Raw genomic sequence first — 24,661 nt, forward strand, 5'->3', positions numbered from 1 at the left:
GTCGGCTGGCGGGATTGATTAGGAAACTTGATGTTTTCCAAAATAGAGTCCAAATTGGGACTGTCAATAGAATGACAGGCATCATCCAAAAGCATGGCTCGGATCGACCGATGAACGGAAAGGGCAAAGGTCAGGCAGGACAAAGCGCGCCGGCACCGGAGCGGCGCGGCCGCGGGCGGCCGCAGCTGCGCTCCGACGACGAGACGCGCGCGCTGATCTATGAGGCCGCGCGGCGTGAGTTCTCGGAACGCGGCTTCGCTGCGGCCAACATCGCCGACGTGGCCTGCCGCGCCGGCGTCTCCACCAAGACACTCTACCGGCTGATCCCGACCAAGCTCGCGCTGTTCGAAGGCATGGTGACGGACCGGGTGGACCGGTTCGTGTCCATCGTGAATCTCGGCGCCTGCGACGGCCGCAATATTGCGGCGGCGCTGGAGGCCGCCTTGCTGAGCTGCGCCGAGCTCATCCTCGATGGCGAGGTGATCGCGCTGCAACGGATCATCCTGGCCGAGAGCGACAAATTCCCCGACATTGCCGAGACCTTCTATGAAAAGGCCATGCAGCGCACCATCGCCGCGCTGGCGAATTGGCTCGGCGTGCAGCAGAGGCGGGGGCGGATCGTGCTCGACGATGCGGAGACTGCCGCAGGCATGCTGCTCGGCATGCTCGTGTTCAAGCCGCAACGCGACGTCATGTTCGGGCACAAGCCGCCGCCGGCACGCAGCGAGATCGAGGCACGCGCAAAGGCCTGCGCGGCCCTCTTCCTGTCCGGATGCGCGGTGCCGGCCGGCCAGACCAGCAAGCAGAGTGGAGACGCGTGATGCCTGAGCCGGGGCCGACCTACACCGTCGAGGCGCAGATTTCGCGCGACGACCAAGCCAAATGCCAGGACGTTCTGACGCGCTGGATGGCGGCGCTCAATCGTTATGACGCCGCGGCGATGGATGCGCTGATGCACTTCCCGCATGTGCGGATCGCGGGCGGCGCAGTTACCGTCTATCAGCAGAGCGGCAACAATCCGATGGACCTGTTCGAGCGGCTGCGCAAGCAGGACGGCTGGCACCGCAGCGCCTGGAACGAGACGACGCTCGTGCAGTCATCGCCGGCGAAAGCGCATTACGCCGTTCGCTACACGCGCTATCGCGAGGACGGATCGATCATCGGGATCTACGATTCGCTTTACGTGCTGAGCCTGCTCGACGGCGCCTGGAAGATCCAGAGCCGCTCGAGTTTCGGACCCTAAGCGTGCCCTGCTACTTGGCTGCCACCGCTGATGCCGGCGGTTGGGCCAGCACCTGGCGGATCATCCGTGCCAGATCGGATTTGCGATAGGGCTTCGGCAATAGCGTCACATCGGGGTCGAGACGGCCGTGGTGGATGATCGCGTCCTCGGTATAGCCTGAGGTGAAGAGCACGCGCACCGACGGCAGCTTCGCGATCACCGCATCGGCCACCTGCCGGCCGTTCATGCCGCCGGACATGATAACATCGGTGAACAGCACGTCGCAGACGAACCCGTTTTCGACGGCAGCCAATGCCTCGGGGCCGTTGGCGGTGACCATCGTGTGGTAGCCAAGCTGCTCGAGCTGGGCGCTGACATAGTTGCGGACCAGCGGATCGTCCTCGACGACCAGGATGGACTCATTGCCGCCACGCGTGTCGACCAGAGGAGGCGGCTCGACGTCGACCATGTCGCCGCTGCTGCGCGGCAAATAGAGCTTGATCGAGGTGCCGTGGCCCTCTTCGGAATAGATCTTGAGGTGGCCGTCGGACTGCTTGATGAAGCCGTAGACCATGCTGAGCCCAAGGCCGGTGCCCTTGCCGGTGTCCTTGGTGGTGAAGAACGGTTCGAACACCTTTTCGCGGATCCCCTCCGGAATGCCGGCGCCGGTGTCGCTGACTGCGACCATCACATATTCGCCCGCCCGCGCATCGAGATTGGCGGCGGCATAAACCTCGTCGAGGATGACGTTGCTGGTCTCCAGCATCAGCTTGCCGCCATCGGGCATCGCATCGCGGGCATTGAGGGCGAGATTGAGCAGCGCGGTCGACATGTGGTTGGGGTCGATGAAGGCCGGCCAGGCGTCGGGCTCGAGCGCGGTATCGATTTCGATCTGCTCGCCGAGCGAGGGGCGCAGCAGCCGCGCGGTGTCCTGCACCAGCGTGTTGAGGTCTGCTTCACGCGGTTGCAGCGGCTGTTGCCGCGAGAAGGCCAGCAAATGCTTGGTCACCTCGGCGCCGCGAAATGCCGCGTCGCTGATCATTTTCGTCACTGATGACAGCGCGGCATCGTGCTCCACGGCCTCGGCGAGGATGTCGATCAGGCCAGTGATGACGGTCAGGATGTTGTTGAAGTCGTGCGCGATGCCGCCGGTGAGGTGACCGACAGCCTCCATCTTCTGCACCTGGCGCAGCTTCTGCTCGGCTTCGAGCTGTTCGCGGGCGGCTTCGACCTCGCGGGCGCGCATGAAGATTTCGGCTTCCATCTGCTCGGTGCGCTCGCGCAGCAGGTCCGTCAGCTTGTCCTGCTCGGCGCCGCGCTGCTTCAGTTGGATGAAGCTGGTGACGTCTTCGACCCGATGGATGATGTAGGTGAACTGGCCGCTCGGCCCGAGTACCGGCGAATTGCGCGGGCTCCAGTAACGTTCCTCGAAGCCGCCGCCCTCCGAGTCGGGCTTGCGGATATCGTACTTCTGCACCGACATGGTGTCGGGACGGCGGAACTGGACCACCCGCTCGAGCGAGGCGCGCAGGTTCCGTACCCCGTCGGCGGCCGGATCGTCGGGATTGTCGGGAAAGACTTCGAACAGCCCGCGCCCAAGGATCGCGGCGCGCTCGGTCTTGGTGGCACGCAGATAGGCGTCGCTTACTGCCACGATGCGGAAGTCGGGCTGGGTCAGCACCAGATAGAGGCCGGGCGCCGCCTCGAATACCGCCTTGAAGTCAGGCATCGGCGGGGACTGGTTCTGCAGTTCATCCTCCCTTGGGGGATACGGTCCGCCAGGTGGCCGCACTCAAGATGTGACATGCGTTTCGCGGAACTTCAATGCCTAACATACGGCGCCACTTCGTTTTTCTCGATCGCGCGTGCATCGCGGCAGTGCGCGGCGCTAGCGCGAATTCGGCAGATAGCGCCAGCCCTCCTTGCCGAGGAAGTCCAGCATGGCCTGCGCGGGCGGCAGCAGGATCTTGTCGATGCGCCTGATCGCGTGCCACTGCCGGACGATCGGCAGGCCCTTCACCTTGAGCACCACCAGCCGGCCGTCCTCCAGCTCGTGAAACACCGTGTGTTGGGAGATGAAGGCGATGCCGAGTCCGGCCATCACCGCCTGCTTGATGGTCTCGTTGCTGTCCATCGCCATGCCGAGCTTCGGCTCCAGCCCGACCCGCTCGAAATATTGCTGCATCAGCATCCGCGTGCCTGATCCCTGCTCGCGGGTGATGAAGGTCTCATTGGTGAGCTCCGATGTGGCGACGTGCCGCCGCCGCGCCAGCCGATGATCGGGCGCAGCGATGATGAAGTGCGGATGCCGGCCGAGCGGCTTCATCTCGACCTCGACATCGGCCGGCGGCCGGCCCATCACCGCGATGTCGAGATCGTAGCCGCGCAGCGCGTCGCGGATCTCCTCGCGGTTGCCGATCCTGAGCGTGACCTCGATCTTGGGAAAGCGGCGCGAGAACGCCGCGATCGCGAAAGGCACGAAGTATTTCGCGGTCGAGACCGCGCCCATCGCGACGCGGCCGCCGCTGCGGCCTGCGATCATGTCGAGCGACTGCTCGCAGTCCTTGAGCGCCGCCTCGATCCGCTCGACCAGCGTCAGCACATGCGCGCCGGCATCGGTCAGCGCCATGCCGTCGCCGGTGCGCTGGATCAGCGGCAATCCGGCGAGCGCCTGCAGGTTGCGGAGCTGCAGCGTCACTGCTGGCTGCGTCAGGTTCAGCTGGTTGGCCGCCGACGTGATCGAGCCGGCGTGGTGCACGGTGGACAGCGCACGCAGCTGGCGGATGGTGAGGTCCCGCGAGAAGTTCCCGGCCACGACAAGCTCCATAAGAAATACTTTGCCCGGACCAAAGATAATAAAATTTCCCTAATTCGGCAAATCGCGCGTTGATGTGGCCAAGGCGACTCCCTGCGGTCGCCTCTCGACACCTCGGGACAGAGGGCGATCAAAGGGAGAGGCCGGTGGAGATTCGTCCTGCATTGCATGCCCATCTGGAGTGGCCGACGCAACACAACCCGTTGCGCGCCGCGACCGTTGCGGTGATCGAAGCCCTTGCCGGTGCGGCGATCGTCCTCTCGCGGCTCATCGCCTCCGGCCCGCTCGCCGGGATCGGCGGCGAGAGCGGCGGCGTCAATCCCGACGGCGATCACCAGAAGACCATCGACATCGTCGCCGACCGCCTGATGCGCGACGCGCTGCGCACCGCGCCGGTCGCCGCGGTGCTGTCGGAGGAGGTCGAACTGCCGGAGACGCTCGATCCCGATGCGCCGCTCTGTGTCGCGATCGATCCGCTCGATGGATCCGCCAACCTCGAGAACAATATCTCGATCGGCACGATCTTCTCGATCCGGCCGAAGGGAAACGACATCATCTCGACCTTCTTCGAGCCTGGCACGGCGCAATGTGCCGCCGGCTGCTTCATCTACGGTCCGCAGACCGTGCTGGTGCTGGCGCTCGACCAGTGCGTCGACTGCTTCACGCTGGACCCGCGAACCGGCGAGTTCGTGCTGACCGCGCGTGATCTGCGGGTGCCGCAGGACGGGTCGGAATTCGCCATCAATGCCTCGAACCGGCGGCACTGGAGCGGACCGGTGCGCAGCTATATCGACGAGTGCCTCGCCGGCGTGAACGGCGAGCGCGGGCGGGACTACAACATGCGCTGGATCGGCTCGCTGGTGGCGGAAGCCTACCGCATCCTGATGCGCGGCGGCGTGTTCCTATACCCGGCGGATGCGCGCCAGGGCTACCGCGAAGGCCGGCTGCGCCTGCTGTATGAGGCGCATCCGATCGCGCTGATCATGGAATGGGCGGGTGGCGCCGCGTCGAACGGCCGCTCGCGCATTCTCGAACTCTCGGCACGTACGCCGCATCAACGCGTGCCGCTGATCATGGGATCGGCGCGCGCCGTGCGCGACGTCGATGCGATCCACCTGACCGTCGAGCCGTTGTTCGAGAGCAGCGATGCCCCGCTGTTCGCGCGGCGCGGCCTGTTCCGCTGAGGGGGAGCGCATGTCTCGTCGACATCCCATCATCTCGATCACCGGCTCCTCCGGCGCCGGCACCACCTCGGTGAAGAAGACGTTCGAGAACATCTTCCGCCGCGAGAACGTGGTCGCGGCCTATATCGAGGGCGACGCCTTCCACCGCTACGACCGCGCCGAGATGCGCAGCCAGATGCTGGAGAAGGCCGAGCGCGGCGACAAGCATTTCAGCCATTTCAGCCCCGAGACCAATTTGTTCGAGGAACTGGAGAAGCTGTTCAGCGACTATGCCGAGACCGGCACCGGAACGACGCGGCACTATGTCCACGATGAAGAGGAATCCCGGCTCTACGGCGCCAAGCCCGGCACCTTCACCAAGTGGGAGCCGCTGCCGGAGAATTCCGACCTGCTGTTCTACGAGGGCCTGCATGGCGCCGTGGTCACCGACAAGGTGAACGTCGCGCAGCACGCTGACCTCAAGATCGGCGTCGTGCCGGTCATCAACCTCGAATGGATCCAGAAGCTGCATCGCGATCGCAGCCATCGCGGCTACTCCACTGAGGCCGTGACCGACACCATCCTGCGCCGCATGCCTGACTATGTGAACTACATCTGCCCGCAGTTCAGCGAAACCGACATCAACTTCCAGCGTGTGCCGACGGTCGACACGTCGAACCCCTTCATCGCGCGCTGGATCCCGACGCCGGATGAATCGATGGTCGTGATCCGGCTGAAGAACCCGCGCGGCATCGATTTTCCCTATCTGCTCTCGATGATCCCGAACAGCTTCATGTCGCGCGCCAACTCGATCGTGATCCACGGCGCCAAGCTCGACCTCGCGATGCAGCTCATCCTCACCCCGCTGATCCTGCAACTGATCGAACGAAAGAGGCGAACGATATGACCGCACTTGCGTCCGTTGCCAGCCGGCCCGACGTCAGCCATGACGAGATGGCCAACGCCATCCGCTTCTTGGCCATCGACGCGGTCGAGCAGGCGAAATCCGGCCATCCCGGCATGCCGATGGGTATGGCCGATGTCGCGACCGTGCTGTTCACCGACTTCCTGAAGTTCGACCCGGCCGATCCGGCCTGGCCCGACCGCGACCGCTTCGTGCTGTCGGCAGGTCACGGCTCGATGCTGCTCTACGCGCTGCTCTATTTGACGGGCTACGAGAGCATGACGCTCGATCAGCTCAAGGCCTTCAGGCAGTGGGGATCGAAAACCCCGGGCCATCCCGAATACGGGCACACGCCGGGGGTCGAGACCACGACCGGGCCGCTCGGGCAGGGGATTGCGACCGCGGTCGGCATGGCGCTCGCCGAGCGCTTGATGAACGCCCGCTTCGGCGACGAGCTGGTCGACCATTACACCTATGTGATCGCCGGCGATGGCTGCCTGATGGAGGGCCTCAGCCATGAGGCGATCTCGCTCGCCGGCCATTTGCGGCTGAACCGGCTGATCGTGCTGTTCGACGACAACCACATCTCGATCGACGGCGCCACCTCGCTGTCCTGCTCGGACGACCAGACGTCGCGGTTTGGGGCCAGCGGCTGGAACGTCTGCCGCATCGACGGCCACGATCCGCAGGCCATCTCTGCAGCGATCAGGCAGGCGCGGTCGAGCGATCGTCCGTCGCTGATCGCCTGCCGCACCGTGATCGGGTTCGGTGCGCCGAACCGGCAGGGCAGCGAGAAAGTGCATGGCGCGCCGCTCGGCACCGATGAGGTGGCGAAGACCCGGAGCGCGCTGTGCTGGCCGTATCCGGCGTTCGAGATTCCCGACGCGGTGCTGGCCGAGTGGCGTGAGCTCGGCGGCCGCGGCCGCGACGCGCGGCGGGCCTGGATCGAGCGTTCGCGCAGCGCCTGCAAGGCCGACAAGGGCGAGCGGTCTGCGTTCCACGACGCGCTGAACCGGAGACTGCCCTGCGCCTATGCCGAAGCGATGGCCAAGCTCGTGGCGCGGTTTGCGACCGAGCGGCCGAAACTCGCCACGCGGCAGGCCTCGCAGCAGGTCATCGACGTGATCGCCGAGGCGTTGCCGAACCTGCTGGGCGGCTCGGCCGACCTCACGCATTCCAATCTGACGCTGGCGAAGTCGCAGGTTTCGGTGCGGCCGGAGACGCTCGACGGCAGCTATATCCATTATGGCATCCGCGAGCACGGCATGGCCGCGGCGATGAACGGCATCGCCCTGCACGGCGGGTTCATTCCCTATGGCGGCACCTTCCTCAGCTTCGCCGATTACAGCCGGCCGGCCATCCGTCTCGCCGCGCTGATGGGGATCCGCGTCATCCATGTGATGACCCACGATTCGATCGGGCTTGGCGAGGACGGGCCGACGCATCAGCCCGTCGAGCACCTGGCGGCGCTGCGGGCGATCCCGAACCTGCTGGTGTTCCGCCCGGCCGATGCAGTGGAGACGGCTGAAGCCTGGGACTGCGCGCTGAAGGCGGAGACCTCGCCGTCGATCCTCTGCCTGTCGCGGCAGGCACTGCCGACGGTCCGCGACGATATCAAGGATAACCAGGTCGCGCTCGGCGCCTACGTTCTCGTCGAGCCGGCCTTCGGGCGTGACGTCACCCTGATTGCAACGGGTTCGGAGGTGGCGATCGCGCTCGAAGCCGCAAAGCTGCTGGCGGAAGGAGGGGTGCAGGCCGCGGTCGTCTCGGCCCCGTGCCTCGACCTGTTCCGCCAGCAGCCGCGCGACTACCGCGCAAAGGTGCTGGGCAGCGCCCCGCGCGTCGGCGTGGAAGCTGCAGTCGAGGGCGACTGGGCGCGCTGGCTCGGCGACGACGGCGCGTTCGTCGGCATGACCGGCTTCGGCGCCTCCGCGCCGGCCGACGTGCTGTACCGCGAATTCGGCATCACGCCTGCGGCGGTCGCAGCCGCAGCAAAACAGCTCATGCAACGAGCGAATTGAAAGGAGGACGCGATTATGGCGCGGATCACACTGAGGCAATTGCTGGACCACGCCGCCGAACGCGGCTATGGCGTGCCGGCCTTCAACATCAACAACATGGAGCAGGGCCTCGCCATCATGGAGGCGGCTGCGGCCTGCGATGCGCCTGTCATCATCCAGGCCTCGCGCGGCGCGCGGTCCTATGCCAACGACATCATGCTGGCGAAGATGATCGACGCGCTGGAGGAGATGTATCCGCAGATCCCGCTCTGCCTGCATCTCGATCACGGCAACGAGGAGGCGACCTGCGCCACCGCGATCCGCTACGGCTTCACCTCGGTCATGATGGACGGCTCACTCAAGGCCGACGCCAAGACCGCGGCCGACTACGACTACAATGTCGATATCACCCGCCGGGTCGTCGAGATGGCGCACTGGGTCGGTGCGTCGGTGGAGGGCGAGCTCGGCGTGCTCGGCTCGCTCGAACATGGCGGCGGCGAGCAGGAGGACGGTCACGGCGTCGAAGGCAAGCTGAGCCATGATCAGCTGCTCACCGATCCCGACCAGGCCGTCGATTTCGTCCGCGCCACCAAGGTCGATGCGCTCGCGATCGCGATGGGCACCTCGCACGGCGCCTACAAGTTCACGCGCCGCCCCGACGGCGAGATCCTGGCGATGCGCGTGGTCGAGGAGATCCACACGCGGCTGCCGAACACGCATCTGGTCATGCATGGCTCGTCCTCGGTGCCGCAGCCGCTGCAGGACATGTTCAACCAGTTCGGCGGCGAGATGCCGCAGACCTGGGGCGTGCCGGTCGAGGAGATCGTCCGCGGCATCAAGCACGGCGTGCGCAAGGTCAATATCGACACCGATTGCCGGCTGGCGATGGCTGCGGCCTTCCGCAAGGTCGCGTTGCAGTCGAAGAGCGAGTTCGATCCGCGCAAATTCCTGAAGCCCGCGATGGATGCGCTGCGCGAACTCTGCCGTGACCGCTTCGAGCAATTCGGCACGGCCGGCAATGCCGCCAGGATCAAGGTGGTTGCACTGCCGGAGATGGCCCGGCGCTACCGCGCCGGCGCGCTCGATCCGCAGATTGGAAAGATAACCCAGGCCGCCTGAGCAAATGGCGGCGAACGACAGGAGATTTTGATGAATATTCAGCAGTCGATCACGGTGCGCGGCAAGGATCGCTACAAGTCCGGCGTGATGGAATACAAGCGGATGGGCTATTGGGAGCCGAACTACGAGCCCAAGGACACCGACGTCATCGCGCTGTTCCGCGTCACGCCGCAGGACGGCGTCGATCCGACCGAAGCCTGCGCGGCGGTGGCGGGCGAATCCTCGACCGCGACCTGGACCGTGGTGTGGACCGACCGGCTGACGGCCGCGGAGAAATATCGGGCGAAGTGCTATCGCGTCGATCCGGTGCCGAATTCGCCCGGCAGCTACTTCGCCTATATCGCCTACGACCTCGATTTGTTCGAGCCGGGTTCGATCTCGAACCTGACGGCGTCGATCATCGGCAACGTGTTCGGCTTCAAGCCGCTGAAGGCGTTGCGGCTCGAGGACATGCGGCTGCCGATCGCCTATGTGAAGACGTTCCAGGGCCCGGCAACCGGCATCGTGGTGGAGCGCGAGCGGCTCGACAAGTTCGGCCGTCCGTTGCTCGGCGCCACCGTGAAGCCGAAACTCGGCCTGTCCGGCCGCAACTACGGCCGTGTTGTCTATGAAGCCTTGAAAGGCGGGCTCGACTTCACCAAGGACGACGAGAACATCAACTCGCAGCCCTTCATGCACTGGCGCGAGCGCTTCCTGTACTGCATGGAGGCGGTCAACCGCGCGCAGGCCGCGACCGGCGAGATCAAGGGCACTTATCTCAACGTCACCGCGGCGACCATGGAGGATATGTACGAGCGCGCCGAATATGCCCATGAGCTCGGCTCCAACATCGTCATGATCGATCTGGTGATCGGCTACACCGCGATCCAGTCGATGGCGAAGTGGGCGCGCAGGAACAACATGATCCTGCATCTGCACCGCGCCGGCCATTCCACCTATACCAGGCAGCGCAGCCACGGCGTCTCGTTCCGGGTGATCGCGAAATGGATGCGGCTGGCCGGTGTCGATCACATCCATGCCGGCACAGTGGTCGGCAAGCTCGAAGGCGATCCGAACACCACGCGGGGCTACTACGACATCTGCCGCGAGGACTTCAACCCGATGCAGCTGGAGCACGGCGTGTTCTTCGACCAGAACTGGGCGAGCCTCAACAAGCTGATGCCGGTGGCCTCCGGCGGCATTCATGCCGGCCAGATGCACCAGCTGCTCGATCTGCTCGGGGAGGACGTCGTGCTGCAGTTCGGCGGCGGCACGATCGGGCATCCTCGCGGCATCCAGGCCGGCGCGATCGCCAACCGCGTCGCGCTGGAAGCGATGGTCCTCGCCCGCAACGAGGGGCGCGACTACGTCCATGAAGGACCGGAGATCCTGGCCAAGGCGGCGCAGACCTGCACGCCGCTGCGCGAGGCGCTGGACGTCTGGAAGGACGTCACCTTCAACTACGAGTCGACGGATGCCCCCGATTTCGTTCCCACGCCGAGCATGGCGGTCTGACAGGAGGTTCTCATGCGCGTTACCCAAGGCTGCTTTTCCTTCCTGCCCGATCTCACCGACGAGCAGATCGCCGCACAGGTGCAATACTGCCTCGACAAGGGCTGGGCGGTGAACATCGAGTTCACCGACGATCCGCATCCCCGCAACACCTATTGGGAGATGTGGGGCCTGCCGATGTTCGACCTGCGCGATGCGGCCGGCATCATGAAGGAGCTCGCCGACTGCCGGCGGGTCTATGGCGACCGCTATATCCGGATCTCCGGTTTCGATTCCGGCCACGGCTGGGAGTCCGTTCGCATCTCCTTCATCGTCAACCGGCCGCGCGAGGAGCCGGGCTTCCGGCTCGACCGCCAGGAAGCCGCCGGACGCAACCTCCGTTACGCGACGCGTTCCTATGCGGCGACGCGCCCCGAGGGCGAACGCTACACCGACCAGTGACCGCGTCCGGCCAGTAAACCAGGCGGATTGCTCCCTCGACCGTCCTGGTCCGGATGCACTTCTCCGTCGTCGCCGCCGCGGCGACGGAGCCTTTTTCGAAGCGAGAGGATGATGACCCAAGCGCAAGAACAACTCAGCGAACAAATCCGCGAGACGCCGCTCGCAACCATCGACCTCCGGCATGAGTTCGCCGACCTCGGCATCGGCGACGTGCTCGACCAGCTCGATTCCGAACTGATCGGCCTCAAGCCGGTGAAGACCCGCATTCGCGAGATCGCCTCGCTGCTGCTGGTCGAACGTATCAGGCAGAAGATGGCGCTGGCGACGACATTTCCGACCCTGCACATGTCGTTCACCGGCAATCCCGGCACCGGCAAGACCACGGTTGCGCTCAGGATGGCCGGCATCCTGCACAAGCTCGGCTTCGTGCGCCGCGGCCACGTCATCAGCGTCACGCGCGACGACCTGGTCGGGCAATATATCGGCCACACCGCGCCGAAGACCAAAGAAATATTGAAGAAGGCGATGGGCGGCGTGCTGTTCATCGACGAGGCCTATTATCTCTATCGCCCCGAGAACGAGCGCGACTACGGCCAGGAGGCGATCGAGATCCTGCTGCAGATCATGGAACAGCAGCGTGAGGATCTGGTGGTGATCCTGGCCGGCTACGGTGACCGCATGGAGAAGTTCTTCCAGAGCAATCCGGGCTTCCGCTCCCGCATCGCGCATCACATCGACTTTCCGGATTATTCGGACGGCGAGCTGCTCTGGATCGCCGAGTTGATGTTGCAGCAGCAGAATTATCGCCTGTCTCCGGAAGCACGCGAGGCACTCATCCGCTACATCGCCGTGCGCAAGGAACAGCCGCTGTTCTCCAATGCACGCTCGATCCGCAACGCGCTCGACCGCATCCGGCTGCGCCAGGCCAACCGGATCGTCGCGAAGCTCGACCGCACGCTGACGGCCGACGACGTGATGTCGATCGAGGCCGGCGACGTGCTGGCCAGCCGGGTGTTCAGCAAAGGCGCCGGTGCAGCGGGCGAGGGACGATGAACCAGGCGCTCGCGGTGATCCGAAAGACCGGGATGCGCGACATCATTGCGGGCGCCCGTGCGCTGATCTTCGACGTCGACGGCACGCTGGCCGAAACCGAGGAGGTGCACCGTCGCGCCTTCAACGAGGCGTTTGCCGAGGCAGGCCTCGACTGGTTCTGGGATCGGGTCACCTACGCGCGGCTGCTGCGCGTCGCCGGAGGCAAGGAGCGCATCCACGCGTTCGACCAGCGCAACGCGGTGCCGTCGCTGACATTCGCCGATATCGCGGACCTGCACCGGATCAAGACCGCGCGCTATGCCGCGCTGATTGCGGCGGGCGGCTGCCCGCTGCGGCCGGGCGTGAGAGCATTCCTCGGCAATGCGCGCCGCCGCGGCCAGCGTCTTGCGATTGCGACCACGACCTCGCATGGCAACATCGATGCGCTGCTCTCGGTTGCGCTGGGGCTCGACTGGGCCGATTTGTTCGAGGCGATCGTTGCCGGCGATGACGTTCCGCGCAAGAAGCCCGCGCCCGACGTTTATGTCGAGGTCCTGGCCCGGCTTGGACTGGCGCCGTCGGACTGCATCGCCATCGAGGATTCCGGCAATGGCCTCGTTGCCGCGTCGCACGCAGGCATCCCTGTGGTCATCACCCGAAGCGCGTATTTCGGTGATGACGATTTCGCCGAGGCGCTGCTCGTCGTCGACGACCTCTCGGTGATCGACAAGTAAGGTCGGCGGCCTGTCGTTCGGATCGGTCTGCCCGGTACAGGTCACAAACAATGTGACTAGTCGGCGCATTTCTTCCGTGGAATAGTACCGAAGTACCCCGCAAGAGGGTCGCCCTGCGCTGCCACACCACCTTGAACGCTGGTGGGGGGCGCACACGAATGAGCTTGGGAGACCGCGCCCCATGATGCCCGAATCCACCGTTGCGCCCCCTTCAATCCCTTCCCTCGCAGGCGAGTGAAGCCGGCCGGTGCCGCGTGGACTGGCGATCGACGCGACGCGAGGGATGGTGGTGCCAGTCATGGGCTGCATCGACTTTTCGCAACAAATCACCCTGACAGCGGCGCAGGTTCGGTCGTCGCGAGGTGGTATTACATATGCCATGCACGTCATGGTTGACACGCCAGCGGCCGCAGCGCGGAAACCAATCCAGGAAGAAGGGGAGTGACGCATGTTCAGATTGAAGGTCTCGTTGATCGCGCTGGCGCTGGCAGGTCTCACCGCGGCCGCGCCGGACGCGGGCGCCCAGAGCAAGCCGACCATCGGCATCGCAATGCCGACCAAATCCTCGGCACGCTGGATCGACGACGGCAACAACATGGTCAAGGTGCTGAAGGAACGCGGCTACGGGACCGACCTGCAATATGCCGACGACGACATCCCGAACCAGCTCTCCCAGGTCGAGAACATGGTGACCAAGGGCGCCAAGGTGCTGGTCATCGCGGCGATCGACGGCACCACGCTGTCCGACGTGCTGAAGCAGGCCAAGGCTCAGGGCATCACGGTGATCGCCTATGACCGCCTGATCCGGGATACGCCGAATGTGGACTACTACGCGACCTTCGACAATTTCCAGGTCGGCGTGCTGCAGGCGCAGTCGATCGAGAATGCGCTCGGGCTGAAGGACGGCAAGGGGCCCTTCAACATCGAGCTGTTCGGCGGCTCGCCCGACGACAACAACGCCTATTTCTTCTACGACGGCGCGATGTCGGTGCTGAAGCCCTATATCGACAGCGGCAAGCTTGTGGTTGCGAGCGGCCAGACGGGCATGGGCAAGGTCGCGACCTTGCGCTGGGACGGCGCCACCGCGCAGGCCCGCATGGACAATCTGCTCAGCGCCTTCTACGGCAAGAAGCGCGTCGATGCGGTGCTGTCGCCCTATGACGGCCTGTCGATCGGCATCATCTCCTCGCTGAAGGGCGTCGGCTACGGCAGCAAGGACCAGCCGATGCCGTTCGTCAGCGGCCAGGATGCCGAGGTGCCCTCGATCAAGGCGATGCTGCGCGGCGAGCAATACTCGACCATCTTCAAGGACACCCGCGATCTTGCCAAGGTCACGGCCGACATGGTCGATGCCGTGCTGAGCAAGAAGGAGGTCAGCGTCAACGACACCAAGACCTACAACAACGGGGTCAAGGTGGTTCCGTCCTATCTGCTCAAGCCGGTCGTGGTGGATAAGACCAATTGGGAGAAAGTCCTGATTGACAGCGGCTACTACAAGCGCTCGCAATTCGACTAAGCTTGAGAGGCGGGTGAGCGGTGGCTGATAGCGCCGAGGCCGGTCGACGCTGCGGGACATGATCTGATGACGGCGATGCTTGAGATGCGTGACGTCAGCAAGAGCTTTGCCGGCGTGCAGGCATTGCGCGACGTCAACTTCACCGTGGAGGCCGGACAGATCCATGCCCTGGTCGGCGAGAACGGGGCCGGCAAGTCGACCCTGATGAAGGTGCTGAGCGGGGTCTATCCCGCCGGCAGCTATGAAGGGTCGATCCTGTTCGACGGCGAGGAGCGCCGGTTCCGCGACATCAACGACTCCGAGGCACTGGGGATCATCATCATCCACCAGGAGCTGGCGCTGATCCCGCTGATGTCGATCGCCGAGAACATCTTCCTGTCGCGGGCGCCGTCGCGGTTCGGGGTGATCGACCGCGATGCGGTGTACCGGAGGACCGCGGAGCTGCTGACCCAGGTCGGCCTGCGGGAATCGCCTGATACCCTGGTCACCGATCTCGGCGTCGGCAAGCAGCAGCTTGTGGAGATCGCCAAGGCGCTGTCGAAGCAGGTGCGCCTCCTGATCCTGGACGAGCCGACCGCGAGCCTCAACGAGGCCGACAGCGCCGCGCTGCTCGACCGGTTGCTGGCGTTCCGCGCGCAAGGCATCGCCTCGATCCTGATCTCGCACAAGCTGAACGAGGTCGCCCGCGTCGCCGACCGGATCACGGTGCTGCGCGACGGCCGCACCGTCGACAGCCTCGATTGCCGGATAGAGCAGGTCGACGAGGACCGGATCATCCGCAGCATGGTCAACCGCGATCTCGCGCACCGCTTCCCCGAGCGGAAGGTTGCGATCGGCGATCCCGTGCTGACGGTGGAGAACTGGTCGGTGTATCACCCGCTGCATACCGGGAGGCAGGTGATCAAGAACGTCGATTTCAAGGTGCGCCGCGGCGAGGTGGTCGGCATCGCCGGCCTGATGGGCGCCGGCCGCACCGAGTTCGCCATGAGCCTGTTCGGCCGGGCCTGGGGCTACAACATCTCCGGCCGGATCAGCCTTGACGGACGAGAGGCGAACCTTGCCAGCGTGCCGGCGGCGATCCATGCCGGCCTCGCCTATGTCACCGAGGACCGCAAGCAGCTCGGGTTGCTCCTCGCCGACGACGTCCGCAAGAACGTGACGCTGGCGAGCCTTCGCCAGGTGTCGGATCGTGGCGTGATCGACGATGTGGTCGAGCTGAAGGCCGCCAGCGACTACCGCAACCGGATGCGGATCCGCTGCTCCGACGTCTATCAGGAGGCCGGACAGCTCTCGGGCGGCAACCAGCAGAAGGTGGTGCTGTCGAAATGGCTGATGACCGATCCGCAGGTGCTGCTGCTGGACGAGCCGACCCGCGGCATCGACGTCGGGGCAAAGTACGAGATCTATTGTATCATCAACGAGCTCGCGGAGGCCGGCAAGGGGGTCGTGGTGATCTCGTCGGAGATGCCGGAATTGCTCGGCATCTGCGACCGGATCTGTGTGATGAATGACGGCGCCTTCGTCGGGGAGTTCGCGAAGGACGACGCGACGCAGGAGAAGATCATGCGCGCCATCATGCGCAATGTCAGGATGTCCGGGAACAGCGCTCCTGCCAGTGAGGTGCGGGCGGGAGGCGGAGCACAATGACCGACAAGACGGTGTCACTTCCCGAGACCCCCAAGCATTCCGGCTTCATCAAGAACAATCTGCGCAACTACGGCATGCTGCTGTCGCTGCTCGCGATCATGCTGTTCTTCGAGATCGTGACCGACGGCACGCTGTTGCAGCCGGTCAATCTCACCAATCTCGTGCTGCAGAACAGCTACATCGTGATCATGGCGCTCGGCATGCTGCTCGTGATCGTCACCGGGCATATCGACCTGTCGGTCGGCTCGGTCGCGGGGTTCGTCGGCGCGGTCGCGGCGGTGCTGATGGTGAGCTACCATGTCGACTACCCGACCGCCTTCATCGCATGTTTGCTGGTCGGTGCCGCGATCGGCGCGGCGCAGGGCTACTGGGTGGCCTATTTCAAGATTCCGTCCTTCATCGTGACGCTGGCGGGCATGCTGGTGTTCAAGGGCCTTGCGCTCGCGGTGCTGCAGGGCCGGTCGGTCGGGCCGTTCCCGCCCACCTTCCAGAAGCTGTCGTCCGGCTTCATCCCCGAGCTGTTTCCGAGCGCCGGCACGCTCTATCCGACCTCGCTGCTGATCGGTGTCGTGCTGGCGTTCGCGCTGGTGCTGGCGAGCGCCAAGAGCCGTGCGCGCGAGCAGTCGCACGGCATCGAGGTCGAGCCCTACGCGTTCTTCATCGCCAAGAGCATCGCGCTGGCCGGCGCGGTGCTCTATTTCACCTATCTGATCGCCTCGTATCGCGGCCTGCCGAACGTGCTCGTCATCATCACGGTCCTGATCGCGCTCTACGGTTTTGTGGCGCGGCGGACGGTGATCGGCCGGCAGATCTATGCCGTCGGCGGCAACGCAAAGGCCGCGAAGCTCTCGGGCGTCAAGACCGAGCGGCTCACTTTCTTCACCTTCGTCAACATGGGCGTGCTGGCGGCGCTGGCCGGGCTGGTGTTCGCAGCCCGACTCAACACCGCGACGCCGAAGGCCGGGCTCGGCTTCGAGCTCGACGTGATCGCCGCCTGCTTCATCGGCGGCGCCTCGGCCTATGGCGGCGTCGGCCGGGTCGGCGGCGCGGTGGTCGGTGCCATGATCATGGGGGTGATGAACAACGGCATGTCGATCCTCGGTATCGGCATCGATTATCAGCAAGTGATCAAAGGCCTCGTCCTGCTCGGCGCCGTCTGCATCGATGTCTACAACCAGCGCCGGTGACGGCCACGCAGTCACAATTTCACGATACGATGCTGGCGCAACACAGGAGGACGCCGCGTGAAACTGTCTCATGCCGATGCGCTGAACATCGGAAACATCCTCTCCGAGGTCGGCCGCAGCGAGATCATGCCGCGGTTCCGCCGCGTGCGGGAGATCGAGGTCCGTACCAAGACATCGGCATTCGACGTGGTCACCGAAGCCGATGAACTTGCCGAGCAGGCGATATCGGCGGCGCTGCTCCGGGCTTTCCCGAATGCGGTCGTGATCGGCGAGGAAGCGACGTCGCGCGATCCGGCCGCGCTCGATCAGGTTGGAACCGCGGAGCTCGCCTTCATCATCGATCCGATCGACGGCACGCGGAACTTCACCTCGAGCCTGCCACTGTTCTGCACCATGGTGGCCGCCACCATGCGCGGCGAGATCGTGTTCGGCGCGATCCATGATCCCGTGAGCAACGACACGGCATTCGCGCTGCGCGGCGAGGGCGCGTGGCTCGAGATGCCGGATGGCAGGCGGCATGATCTGAAAGTGGCGCCGGCCGTGCCGGTCAAGCAGATGGACGCGGTGGTCGGTGTCAACTTCCTGCCTGAGCCGCTGCGCACGATTGTCGCCGGCAATCTTTCCAGGCTTGGCGCCAGTGCCTGGCTCCGATGCGCCGCGCACGAGTATCGCATGGCGGCCTCCGGCCATTGTCACCTGCTGTTCTACAACAAGCTGATGCCGTGGGATCATGCCGCCGGCTGGCTGTTGCATCGCGAGGCCGGCGGCTACAGCGCGCATTTCGACGGATCTCCGTACAAGCCGGTCAACCTGACGGGCGGCCTGCTCTGTGCGCCCGACGAGGCGAGCTGGCATGCTGCACGGCAGGCGATCCTGACGCCAGCCGGGTAGAGGCGGGACGTGCGTTCGTGTTGACGATATTGGTCTGATTCAACTGTCAAACAGCTTGTTCGGTGTCATCACCCGCGCATGCGGGTGATCCAGTATTCCAGAGACGCCTGTGCGTGAGCCGAGAGGCCGCGGCGTACTGGATCGCCCGGTCGAGCCGGGCGATGACAGGTGTAGGTTGAGGACGCAGCTTCGCATTCTCGCGACATGATTTGTCCGAGCTTTGCGTCTCATTTCGCCGCTCTGAGATCAGAGGGCGCAGGGAAAGCCGGGTGCCGATTGCACCCATGGGTCCGGTGCAACAAAAAGCACCGGAGGTAGGACCACAGGTGTAACCGGGAACATCCCGGCTTTCCCTGCGCGATGGTTTTACGGCTTACTTCGTGCTCTCCCCGGCGAGACTTGGCTTGTTTGTCACCGCCTTCGCAAGACGCAATTGCGCTTACAAGGGGACACCGGCCACTAGGGCGTCAGGACCACACGACTTCACCGTCCGCATCAGTCACGTTCGTCAGTTGTGACGTCAGCGTCCACCGCATCTCACCGCAACACCCGTGACGATGCGCAAGCGCCCCTCGATCGGGTGAGACGGGGAATTCATACACTGAGTTGGGTATTTTGATAAACCGAAATATTTTTGCTGAGAGGGCTTGCGCCGTCGGGCAACTCAGTGATTGGCAATTTCGGCCGAGGCGTCAAAAATTGCCTGTTGCCTGATGCGTCGCACGACAAGTGCCATGAGCGCGGCGGCGGCGATCGGCGCCAGTTGCAGGCCGTTGGCGCCCGCAGGCACCATGGCGAAAGGCGTCATGTAAAGCGCGGCGAGCGCGATGCGTTCATACGGCAGCCAGCCGTGCGCGAGCGCCTGCGCAATCAGCCACGCGCCCGGGATCGCCAGGATCACCACCTCGTAGCTGCCCAGGGATGGCACGCACAGGGCGGTCGCCGCGACCATCAGCGCGATCTCGGCGGCGCCGCCGGGCCGCTTCCGCAGCACCAGGATCAGAACTGATATCGCGACCGCGGTCGCGGCCACCTGGACGAGCCAGGCGGTGTTGCTCGATCCGCCGGCCAGCCTGATCGCGGCGTAGGGGCTCGCGAACTTCTCGAAGCCGGGCTCACCGCCGAGGCTCCAGGCGCTTGCCTCCGGCAGCACGGCAATGAATTTGATCCACGGCTCAATCCCGAAGCAGGCGGTGGCCGCAACGACAAGCACGAGCGTTGTTGCAGCAGCCGCTGCGAGCGCGCGCCAGCGCCGCGTCAGGATCAGCACGAGCGGCGCAAGCAGGGCGACCTGCGGCTTGTAGCTGAAGCACCCGAGCAGCATGCCCGCGATCACCGGATAGCGGTCCAGCGTCACGGCCGATCCGCCGAGAAGGGCTGCCGAGAACAGCGAGTTCTGTCCGAACAATGCGCACACCCACACGCCGGGAAAGGCGAGAATGGGAACGACCGACTCGCCCTTGAGCAAGGCTCTCACCGCGGCTGCATAGGCGGCGCCGGTCGCGACGATCCAGATGACGGCGGCGGTCGCAAAGGACACCAGCGCGAAGGGCAGCCAGAACAGCAGTGACGTCGGCGGATAGAAAAACGGTGCGTAGGTCTTCTGACCGAACAGGGCCGCGACCGCGGCGCGGCCCGCGTCGCCATAGGCGTCACCGGCGCGGCCCTCGAGCGCGAGCTTTGCCGCGGTCCAGAATGCCGCGAAGTCAGGGCCGACATCCATTGTCGGCGCAGCCCACGGGATGATCGCGATGCAGCCGATGAACAGCAGGAGACAGACGCGGGTGAACGCCGTGACGCGATCGGCCGTGAGCCATTCGGCCTCGCGCAGCGCGGAGACCAGCGTGCCTGGACCGGACGTCTGGCTGTTGGTCGCGCGCAGCGTGACGGCGCCCGAACCTGCGGCATCCGACGGCGTCGCGAGGTGACGCGTAGCATCGTCAGCGAAGGCCAGCCCGTGTCCCTCGAGGTCCGACTTTTGCGACATCGGCCGCTTCATCCCAATCGCGTCATGCACGCGCAAGGTTTGGATCAAATCGTCTAAGGTTGCGTAAACCCGGTCGCTGCAATTGGCCGCGGCAGGATCGGAACCCGTCGCGCGACATTGACCTTGTCCGCGGCCTGTCACGCCGGGCATGGTAAAGGAACCGGCAACGCCGGCGGCAGCCTGCCGACGGTGCGCGGCGCTCGACGGTCATGGTTCATCGGAAATGGCGGTATTGCAGGACTTCGGCCCCGACATCTGGATCGCCGGAGGACCCAACGTCGCGGTCGCCGGGTTTCACTATCCGACCCGGATGGCCGTCATCAGGCTGTCGGACGGCGGTCTCTTCATCTGGTCACCGGTCCGGTTGACGGCGGAACTGCGGACCGAAGTGGACGCGATCGGCCCGATCAGGCACATCGTGGCCCCCAACTCGCTGCACCACCTGTTCCTCGGCGAGTGGAAGCAGGCCTATCCGGCCGCCGTGCTCCATGCCCCGCCGGGCCTGCGCAAGCGGCGGCGCGATCTCGCCTTCGATGCCGATCTCGCAGATGGACCGAGCGCCGGTTGGGCAGGGCAGATCGACCAGGTGGTGATGCGCGGCAATTTGATCACGTCAGAGGTGGTATTTTTTCATCTCGCGAGCGGGACCGTGCTGTTCACCGACCTGGTGCAACAGATCCCTGCCGACCTGGTCTCCGGCTGGCGTGCGGCGATTGCAAGGCTCGACCTGATGGTCGGGCCGGAGCCGTCGGTGCCGCGCAAGTTCCGCACAGCCTTCACCAACCGCCGCGCGGCGCGCGAGGCGCTGCAACGGATTCTGGCGTGGCCCGTCGAAAAGGTGCTGATGGCTCACGGAACTCCGGTCGAGCAGGATGCGCCGGGATTCCTGCGCCGCGCGTTCGCCTGGCTGACGGGGTGACGGATTTCACCGCCGCGATGCGCTCAGAAACAGCGGCCGGAAGATATCGAGAAATCCGGTCGCGGCCGGAGTCAGCGGGCGGTTCTTCAGCCGCAGGATGCCGATCTTGCGGACCAGCGGCGGCGAGACCAGGCGCTTGACCACGACACCGCGCGGGGCACGCGGCGGCAATGCCGATGCCGGAACGATCGAGATGCCGACATTGGCGCCGACAAAATCATAGAGCGTGCCGAACTGCTCGACGATTGTGCTGTGATTAAGCACGATGCCGTTCGCGGTCGCGACGCTGTCGATCTGCTTGCGCAGGCCTGAGCCGGTCGGCAGCGAGACGAAGGCTTCATTGCGCAACTCGCGCAGGCTCAGCGTGCTCTTGTGTCGCAGCGGATGGCGCGAAGGCAGGATCGCGAAGCAGGACTCTTCCACTGCGTCATCGCTGACCACCTCCTGGCCGAGCGCGGTGACGTTGCCGACGCCGAAATCGGCAAGGCCGCTGCGGACATCCTCATAGACCTCGCTGCCGAGGCCCTCGCGCAGGTGGATTTCGACGCCCGGATGCGCCTTCCTGTATTTCAGCACGGCCTCCGGCACCACGTGGTGGGTCAACGACAGCAGGCACGAGATGATCAGGCGTCCCTTGATCTGATCGCCGAGCGCACGGGCATTGTCGACCTGGGCGCCGAGATCGGCGAGTAGGCGCTGCGTCGATGCGGTGAATTCGCGGCCCGGTGCGGTCAGGATGACGTTGCGCGTCGAGCGCAGGAACAGCGAAACGCCGAGTTGCCGCTCGAGCTGAAGCACCAGACGGCTGACCGCCGATTGCGTCATGCCGAGGTCGGCGGCAGCCGCGGTGAAGCTGCCATACACCGCAACCGAGTTGGCGGCGCGCAGATGTTTGAGGCTGACCTCGAACTGGCGTGGGCGACGCTGGCGCATCATTCATTCCATTTTAGCATCAATAATCCGGATCGGAAAATATTTGACCTATATCGCCGCGGCGTCAACGATGAAGACAACGGCAGGGCGGTGAGCGGGAAGGGAATTCCGGATGACGGCGAGCCTGAATATGACGGCAAACGGCGCGCTCAGGGGTGTCCGCGTTCTCGATCTGACGCGGTTCTATTCAGGTCCGTTCGCCACCTTGATGCTGGCGGGCTTCGGTGCGGAAGTCATCCGCATCGACACCCCGGAGCAGGGCGACCCGACCATGACGGGGCCGCCGTTCCTAGGCAAGGACGGCGTCGCGCTCGACCGCAAGCACGACAGCGATCTCGGCCTCGCCTATCTGAAGCGCTGCCGCGACAAGAAGTCGATCACGCTGAACATGCGCTCGGCGGAGGGCATGGAGTTGTTCCACGCGCTGCTGCGCAAGTCGGACATCCTGGTCGAGAATTTGCGTCCCGGCGCGGCCGAGCGGCTCGGGATCGACTATGAGGCGAACCGACAGGTCAACCCCGCGATCGTGCACTGTGCGCTGACCGGCTACGGCTCCACCGGCGCCGATCGGCGTCTCAAGGCCTACGATTTGATGATCCAGGCGGCGTCCGGGTTGATGTCGATCACCGGTGCGCCGGACAGCGGCCCCAGCAAGGCAGGCACCGCGCTCGCGGATGGCATCACCGGCGCCTTCGCCGTCTCCGGCATCCTCGCGGCGCTGACCGAGCAGCGCATTTCGGGGCAAGGCCAGTTCGTCGACGTCGCGATGGCCGACTGCCTGCTGTCGCTGGTGCTCGACGAGCCCCTGGATTGCTACGAGCAGATGGGGATGGCGCCGCGGCAGGGCAATCGCATCATGCGGTTCTCGCCGTTCAACACCTATGCCACGCGCGATGGTGCGATCGCGCTCGGCGCCGCCACCAACGAGGACTGGCTCGCGCTGCTGCGCGTGATGGACCGGCTCGACCTCGCGCAAGACGAAAAATTCATGAACACCGGCTGGCGCGTCAGCAACAATGCGCTCGTCGACGCGATCGTCAGCGAATGGACGCTGGGCCGCACCACGGCAGAGGCGATCGAGGCACTCAATCGCGGTGACGTCGCGGCAAGCCCGATCCGCGATATCGACGACATCCTGGCCTGGGAACATCTCGATGCGCGCGACATGCTGCAGGCGGTTGAACATCCGACCGAGATGCTGGAGCAGCGTGTCATCGGCGCCGGTTTCCCGATCAAGATGGGGCGGACCCACAAGGGATACACCGCGCCGGCGCCGACGCTCGGGCAGAACAATCAGGAGATCTATGGCGGTTTGCTCGGTCTTTCCGGGGAGAGGATCGACGATCTGACGTCAAGGCGGATCATCTGAAGCAGAGAGGCCGGCACATGCATGCCGTCCCAAGCGGGGAGCGTCGAGGACAGTGATGGCGAAGACACGATGGATCACAGGTGCGGCGATCGCGTTGCTGGTCGGCAGCGCGATGCTGGCGCCGGTTCGGGCTGAGGATGTGCAGCCGGTCAGGATCGGTGTGCTCACCGACATGTCGGGGATGTATCGCGACATCATGGGGCCGGGCTCGGTGCTCGCCGCCAAAATGGCGGTCGAGGAGTTCGGCGGCAGAGTGCTGGGTCGTCCGATCGAAGTGATCTCAGGCGATCACCAGGCCAAGGCCGATGTGGGCGCGGCGATCGCCCGCAACTGGTTCGACAATGGCGGTGCCGACGTCATCGTCGATGTGGCGCAGTCGGCGGTGGCGCTCGCCGTGCAGGAACTGGCGCGGGCGCGCAACAAGATCGTCATCCATGGCGTGACCGGAAGTCCGGCGATCACCCAGCAGGCTTGCGCGCCGACCGCCTTCTCGTGGTCGCTCAATGCCTACGCGATTTCGGCGCCGCTGCCGAAGCCGCTGATCGAGCGCGGGCTCGACAGCTTCTTCTTCCTGTCCGCCGACTACTCATTCGGCAAGGCAATGGAGGACGCCGCTACCAACGCGATCAAGGCGGCCGGGGGCAAGGTGCTGGGCTCGGTGCGCTTCCCGCAGAACAATCCCGACTTCAGCTCGTTCCTGCTGCAGGCGGTGTCGTCAAAGGCCAAGGTGATCTGGCTGATCTCCGCGGCCGAGGACACCACCAATGCCCTGAAGCAGGCCAAGGAGTTCGGCATCGCCGAGGGCGGTCAGCACATCGTGGTGCCGCTGACCTACATCACCAATGTGCACGCGCTCGGAATTGCAAATGTGCAGGGGCTGACCTTCGCGACACCGTTCTACTGGGACCGCACCGACAAGACCCGCGCCTGGTCCGAGCGCTTCTTCAGGCAGCATCACGCGATGCCGACGATGGATCAGGCCGCGGTTTACTCGGGAACGCTGCACTATCTGCAGGCCGTCGCCGCGGCCAGGACGCTCGATGGTCCGAAGGTCGCCGATGAGATCAGGAAGCTGCCGGTCAACGACATGTATGTCGAGAACGGCTTTGTGCGCGCCGACGGCTGGCTGATGCATCCGTTCTACATGGCGAGCATCAAGGCCCCCGGTGAGGTCAAGAAGCCCTGGGACTATTACAACATCGAGAAGGTCATTCCGGCAGCCGAGGCGGCGCAGCCGCTGTCGGAAAGCCAGTGCCCGCTCGTCGCTCAATCACAATGACATCGACACAAA

General features: G+C 64.9%; 21 protein-coding genes. 17 read left to right on the plus strand and 4 right to left on the minus strand.

Annotation, left to right across the window (positions count from 1 at the left end):
* Positions 1 to 110: 110 nt before the first annotated feature.
* Positions 111 to 821: a TetR/AcrR family transcriptional regulator gene (locus WDM24_RS14385; RefSeq protein ID WP_338698846.1), complete on the plus strand. Its 711-nt coding sequence runs from the start codon at positions 111 to 113 to the stop codon at positions 819 to 821.
* Positions 821 to 1,243, plus strand: coding sequence for a hypothetical protein (locus WDM24_RS14390; protein ID WP_338698849.1), 423 nt, complete (start codon positions 821 to 823; stop codon positions 1,241 to 1,243). Before WDM24_RS14385 ends, WDM24_RS14390 begins: the two co-directional genes overlap by 1 nt.
* A gap of 10 nt (positions 1,244 to 1,253) precedes the next feature.
* Here the strand turns inward: WDM24_RS14390 and WDM24_RS14395 are convergent, their stop codons facing one another.
* Entirely contained in the window at positions 1,254 to 2,951 is a 1,698-nt protein-coding gene (locus tag WDM24_RS14395) for an ATP-binding protein (RefSeq protein WP_338698851.1), read from the minus strand.
* 159 nt (positions 2,952 to 3,110) lie between these two features.
* Entirely contained in the window at positions 3,111 to 4,037 is a 927-nt protein-coding gene (locus WDM24_RS14400; protein WP_338698853.1) for a LysR family transcriptional regulator, read from the minus strand.
* A gap of 164 nt (positions 4,038 to 4,201) precedes the next feature.
* Here WDM24_RS14400 and WDM24_RS14405 point away from each other — a divergent pair, with 164 nt between their 5' ends.
* From WDM24_RS14405 to WDM24_RS14460, 12 genes are all read left to right on the plus strand, one after another.
* Positions 4,202 to 5,221 (plus strand): class 1 fructose-bisphosphatase, encoded by a 1,020-nt coding sequence (locus WDM24_RS14405; protein WP_338701219.1) that lies wholly within the window; start codon positions 4,202 to 4,204, stop codon positions 5,219 to 5,221.
* A gap of 10 nt (positions 5,222 to 5,231) precedes the next feature.
* Positions 5,232 to 6,107, plus strand: a complete 876-nt coding sequence (locus tag WDM24_RS14410) for a phosphoribulokinase (protein ID WP_029080712.1) — start codon at positions 5,232 to 5,234, stop codon at positions 6,105 to 6,107.
* Entirely contained in the window at positions 6,104 to 8,125 is a 2,022-nt protein-coding gene (gene tkt, locus WDM24_RS14415) for a transketolase (RefSeq protein WP_338698856.1), read from the plus strand. The genes WDM24_RS14410 and tkt overlap by 4 nt, the downstream gene beginning before the upstream one ends.
* A gap of 15 nt (positions 8,126 to 8,140) precedes the next feature.
* On the plus strand, positions 8,141 to 9,223 hold the full coding sequence (fba, locus tag WDM24_RS14420; protein ID WP_338698858.1) for a class II fructose-bisphosphate aldolase: 1,083 nt from the start codon (positions 8,141 to 8,143) through the stop codon (positions 9,221 to 9,223).
* Between the two features lie 30 nt (positions 9,224 to 9,253).
* On the plus strand, positions 9,254 to 10,717 hold the full coding sequence (locus WDM24_RS14425; RefSeq protein WP_166293960.1) for a form I ribulose bisphosphate carboxylase large subunit: 1,464 nt from the start codon (positions 9,254 to 9,256) through the stop codon (positions 10,715 to 10,717).
* A 12-nt stretch (positions 10,718 to 10,729) separates the two neighbouring features.
* Complete coding sequence (locus WDM24_RS14430; RefSeq protein WP_029080708.1) at positions 10,730 to 11,155, plus strand: ribulose bisphosphate carboxylase small subunit; 426 nt, start codon at positions 10,730 to 10,732, stop codon at positions 11,153 to 11,155.
* 111 nt (positions 11,156 to 11,266) lie between these two features.
* A complete protein-coding gene (gene cbbX / locus WDM24_RS14435; RefSeq protein ID WP_338698861.1) occupies positions 11,267 to 12,208 on the plus strand; it encodes a CbbX protein in 942 nt (313 codons plus the stop codon).
* Entirely contained in the window at positions 12,205 to 12,921 is a 717-nt protein-coding gene (locus tag WDM24_RS14440; protein WP_166293964.1) for an HAD family hydrolase, read from the plus strand. The genes cbbX and WDM24_RS14440 overlap by 4 nt, the downstream gene beginning before the upstream one ends.
* A gap of 448 nt (positions 12,922 to 13,369) precedes the next feature.
* Positions 13,370 to 14,437, plus strand: a complete 1,068-nt coding sequence (chvE, locus tag WDM24_RS14445) for a multiple monosaccharide ABC transporter substrate-binding protein (RefSeq protein ID WP_338698864.1) — start codon at positions 13,370 to 13,372, stop codon at positions 14,435 to 14,437.
* Between the two features lie 66 nt (positions 14,438 to 14,503).
* Positions 14,504 to 16,084 (plus strand): multiple monosaccharide ABC transporter ATP-binding protein, encoded by a 1,581-nt coding sequence (gene mmsA / locus WDM24_RS14450; protein ID WP_338698866.1) that lies wholly within the window; start codon positions 14,504 to 14,506, stop codon positions 16,082 to 16,084.
* Positions 16,081 to 17,271, plus strand: coding sequence for a multiple monosaccharide ABC transporter permease (mmsB, locus tag WDM24_RS14455; protein ID WP_338698869.1), 1,191 nt, complete (start codon positions 16,081 to 16,083; stop codon positions 17,269 to 17,271). Before mmsA ends, mmsB begins: the two co-directional genes overlap by 4 nt.
* 57 nt (positions 17,272 to 17,328) lie before the next feature.
* Positions 17,329 to 18,162, plus strand: coding sequence for an inositol monophosphatase (locus WDM24_RS14460; protein WP_338698871.1), 834 nt, complete (start codon positions 17,329 to 17,331; stop codon positions 18,160 to 18,162).
* Positions 18,163 to 18,826: 664 nt separating this feature from the next.
* Here WDM24_RS14460 and WDM24_RS14465 read toward each other — a convergent pair.
* On the minus strand, positions 18,827 to 20,149 hold the full coding sequence (locus WDM24_RS14465) for a glycosyltransferase family 87 protein (protein ID WP_338831703.1): 1,323 nt from the start codon (positions 20,147 to 20,149) through the stop codon (positions 18,827 to 18,829).
* A 223-nt stretch (positions 20,150 to 20,372) separates the two neighbouring features.
* On the opposite strand from WDM24_RS14465, the gene WDM24_RS14470 reads away from it, so the two are divergent.
* Positions 20,373 to 21,068, plus strand: coding sequence for a DUF4336 domain-containing protein (locus WDM24_RS14470; protein WP_338698875.1), 696 nt, complete (start codon positions 20,373 to 20,375; stop codon positions 21,066 to 21,068).
* Between the two features lie 6 nt (positions 21,069 to 21,074).
* On the opposite strand, the gene WDM24_RS14475 is transcribed toward WDM24_RS14470, so the two are convergent.
* Positions 21,075 to 22,001, minus strand: coding sequence for a LysR family transcriptional regulator (locus WDM24_RS14475; protein ID WP_166293978.1), 927 nt, complete (start codon positions 21,999 to 22,001; stop codon positions 21,075 to 21,077).
* A gap of 112 nt (positions 22,002 to 22,113) precedes the next feature.
* Here WDM24_RS14475 and WDM24_RS14480 point away from each other — a divergent pair, with 112 nt between their 5' ends.
* Together WDM24_RS14480 and WDM24_RS14485 are read left to right on the plus strand one after the other, a co-directional pair.
* A complete protein-coding gene (locus WDM24_RS14480) occupies positions 22,114 to 23,370 on the plus strand; it encodes a CoA transferase (protein ID WP_338698878.1) in 1,257 nt (418 codons plus the stop codon).
* Positions 23,371 to 23,425: 55 nt separating this feature from the next.
* Positions 23,426 to 24,649: an ABC transporter substrate-binding protein gene (locus WDM24_RS14485; protein ID WP_338698880.1), complete on the plus strand. Its 1,224-nt coding sequence runs from the start codon at positions 23,426 to 23,428 to the stop codon at positions 24,647 to 24,649.
* Positions 24,650 to 24,661: the final 12 nt, after the last annotated feature.

Source organism: Bradyrhizobium sp. 27S5 (assembly GCF_037217225.1).
GTDB classification, from domain to species: Bacteria; Pseudomonadota; Alphaproteobacteria; order Rhizobiales; family Xanthobacteraceae; genus Bradyrhizobium; species Bradyrhizobium septentrionale.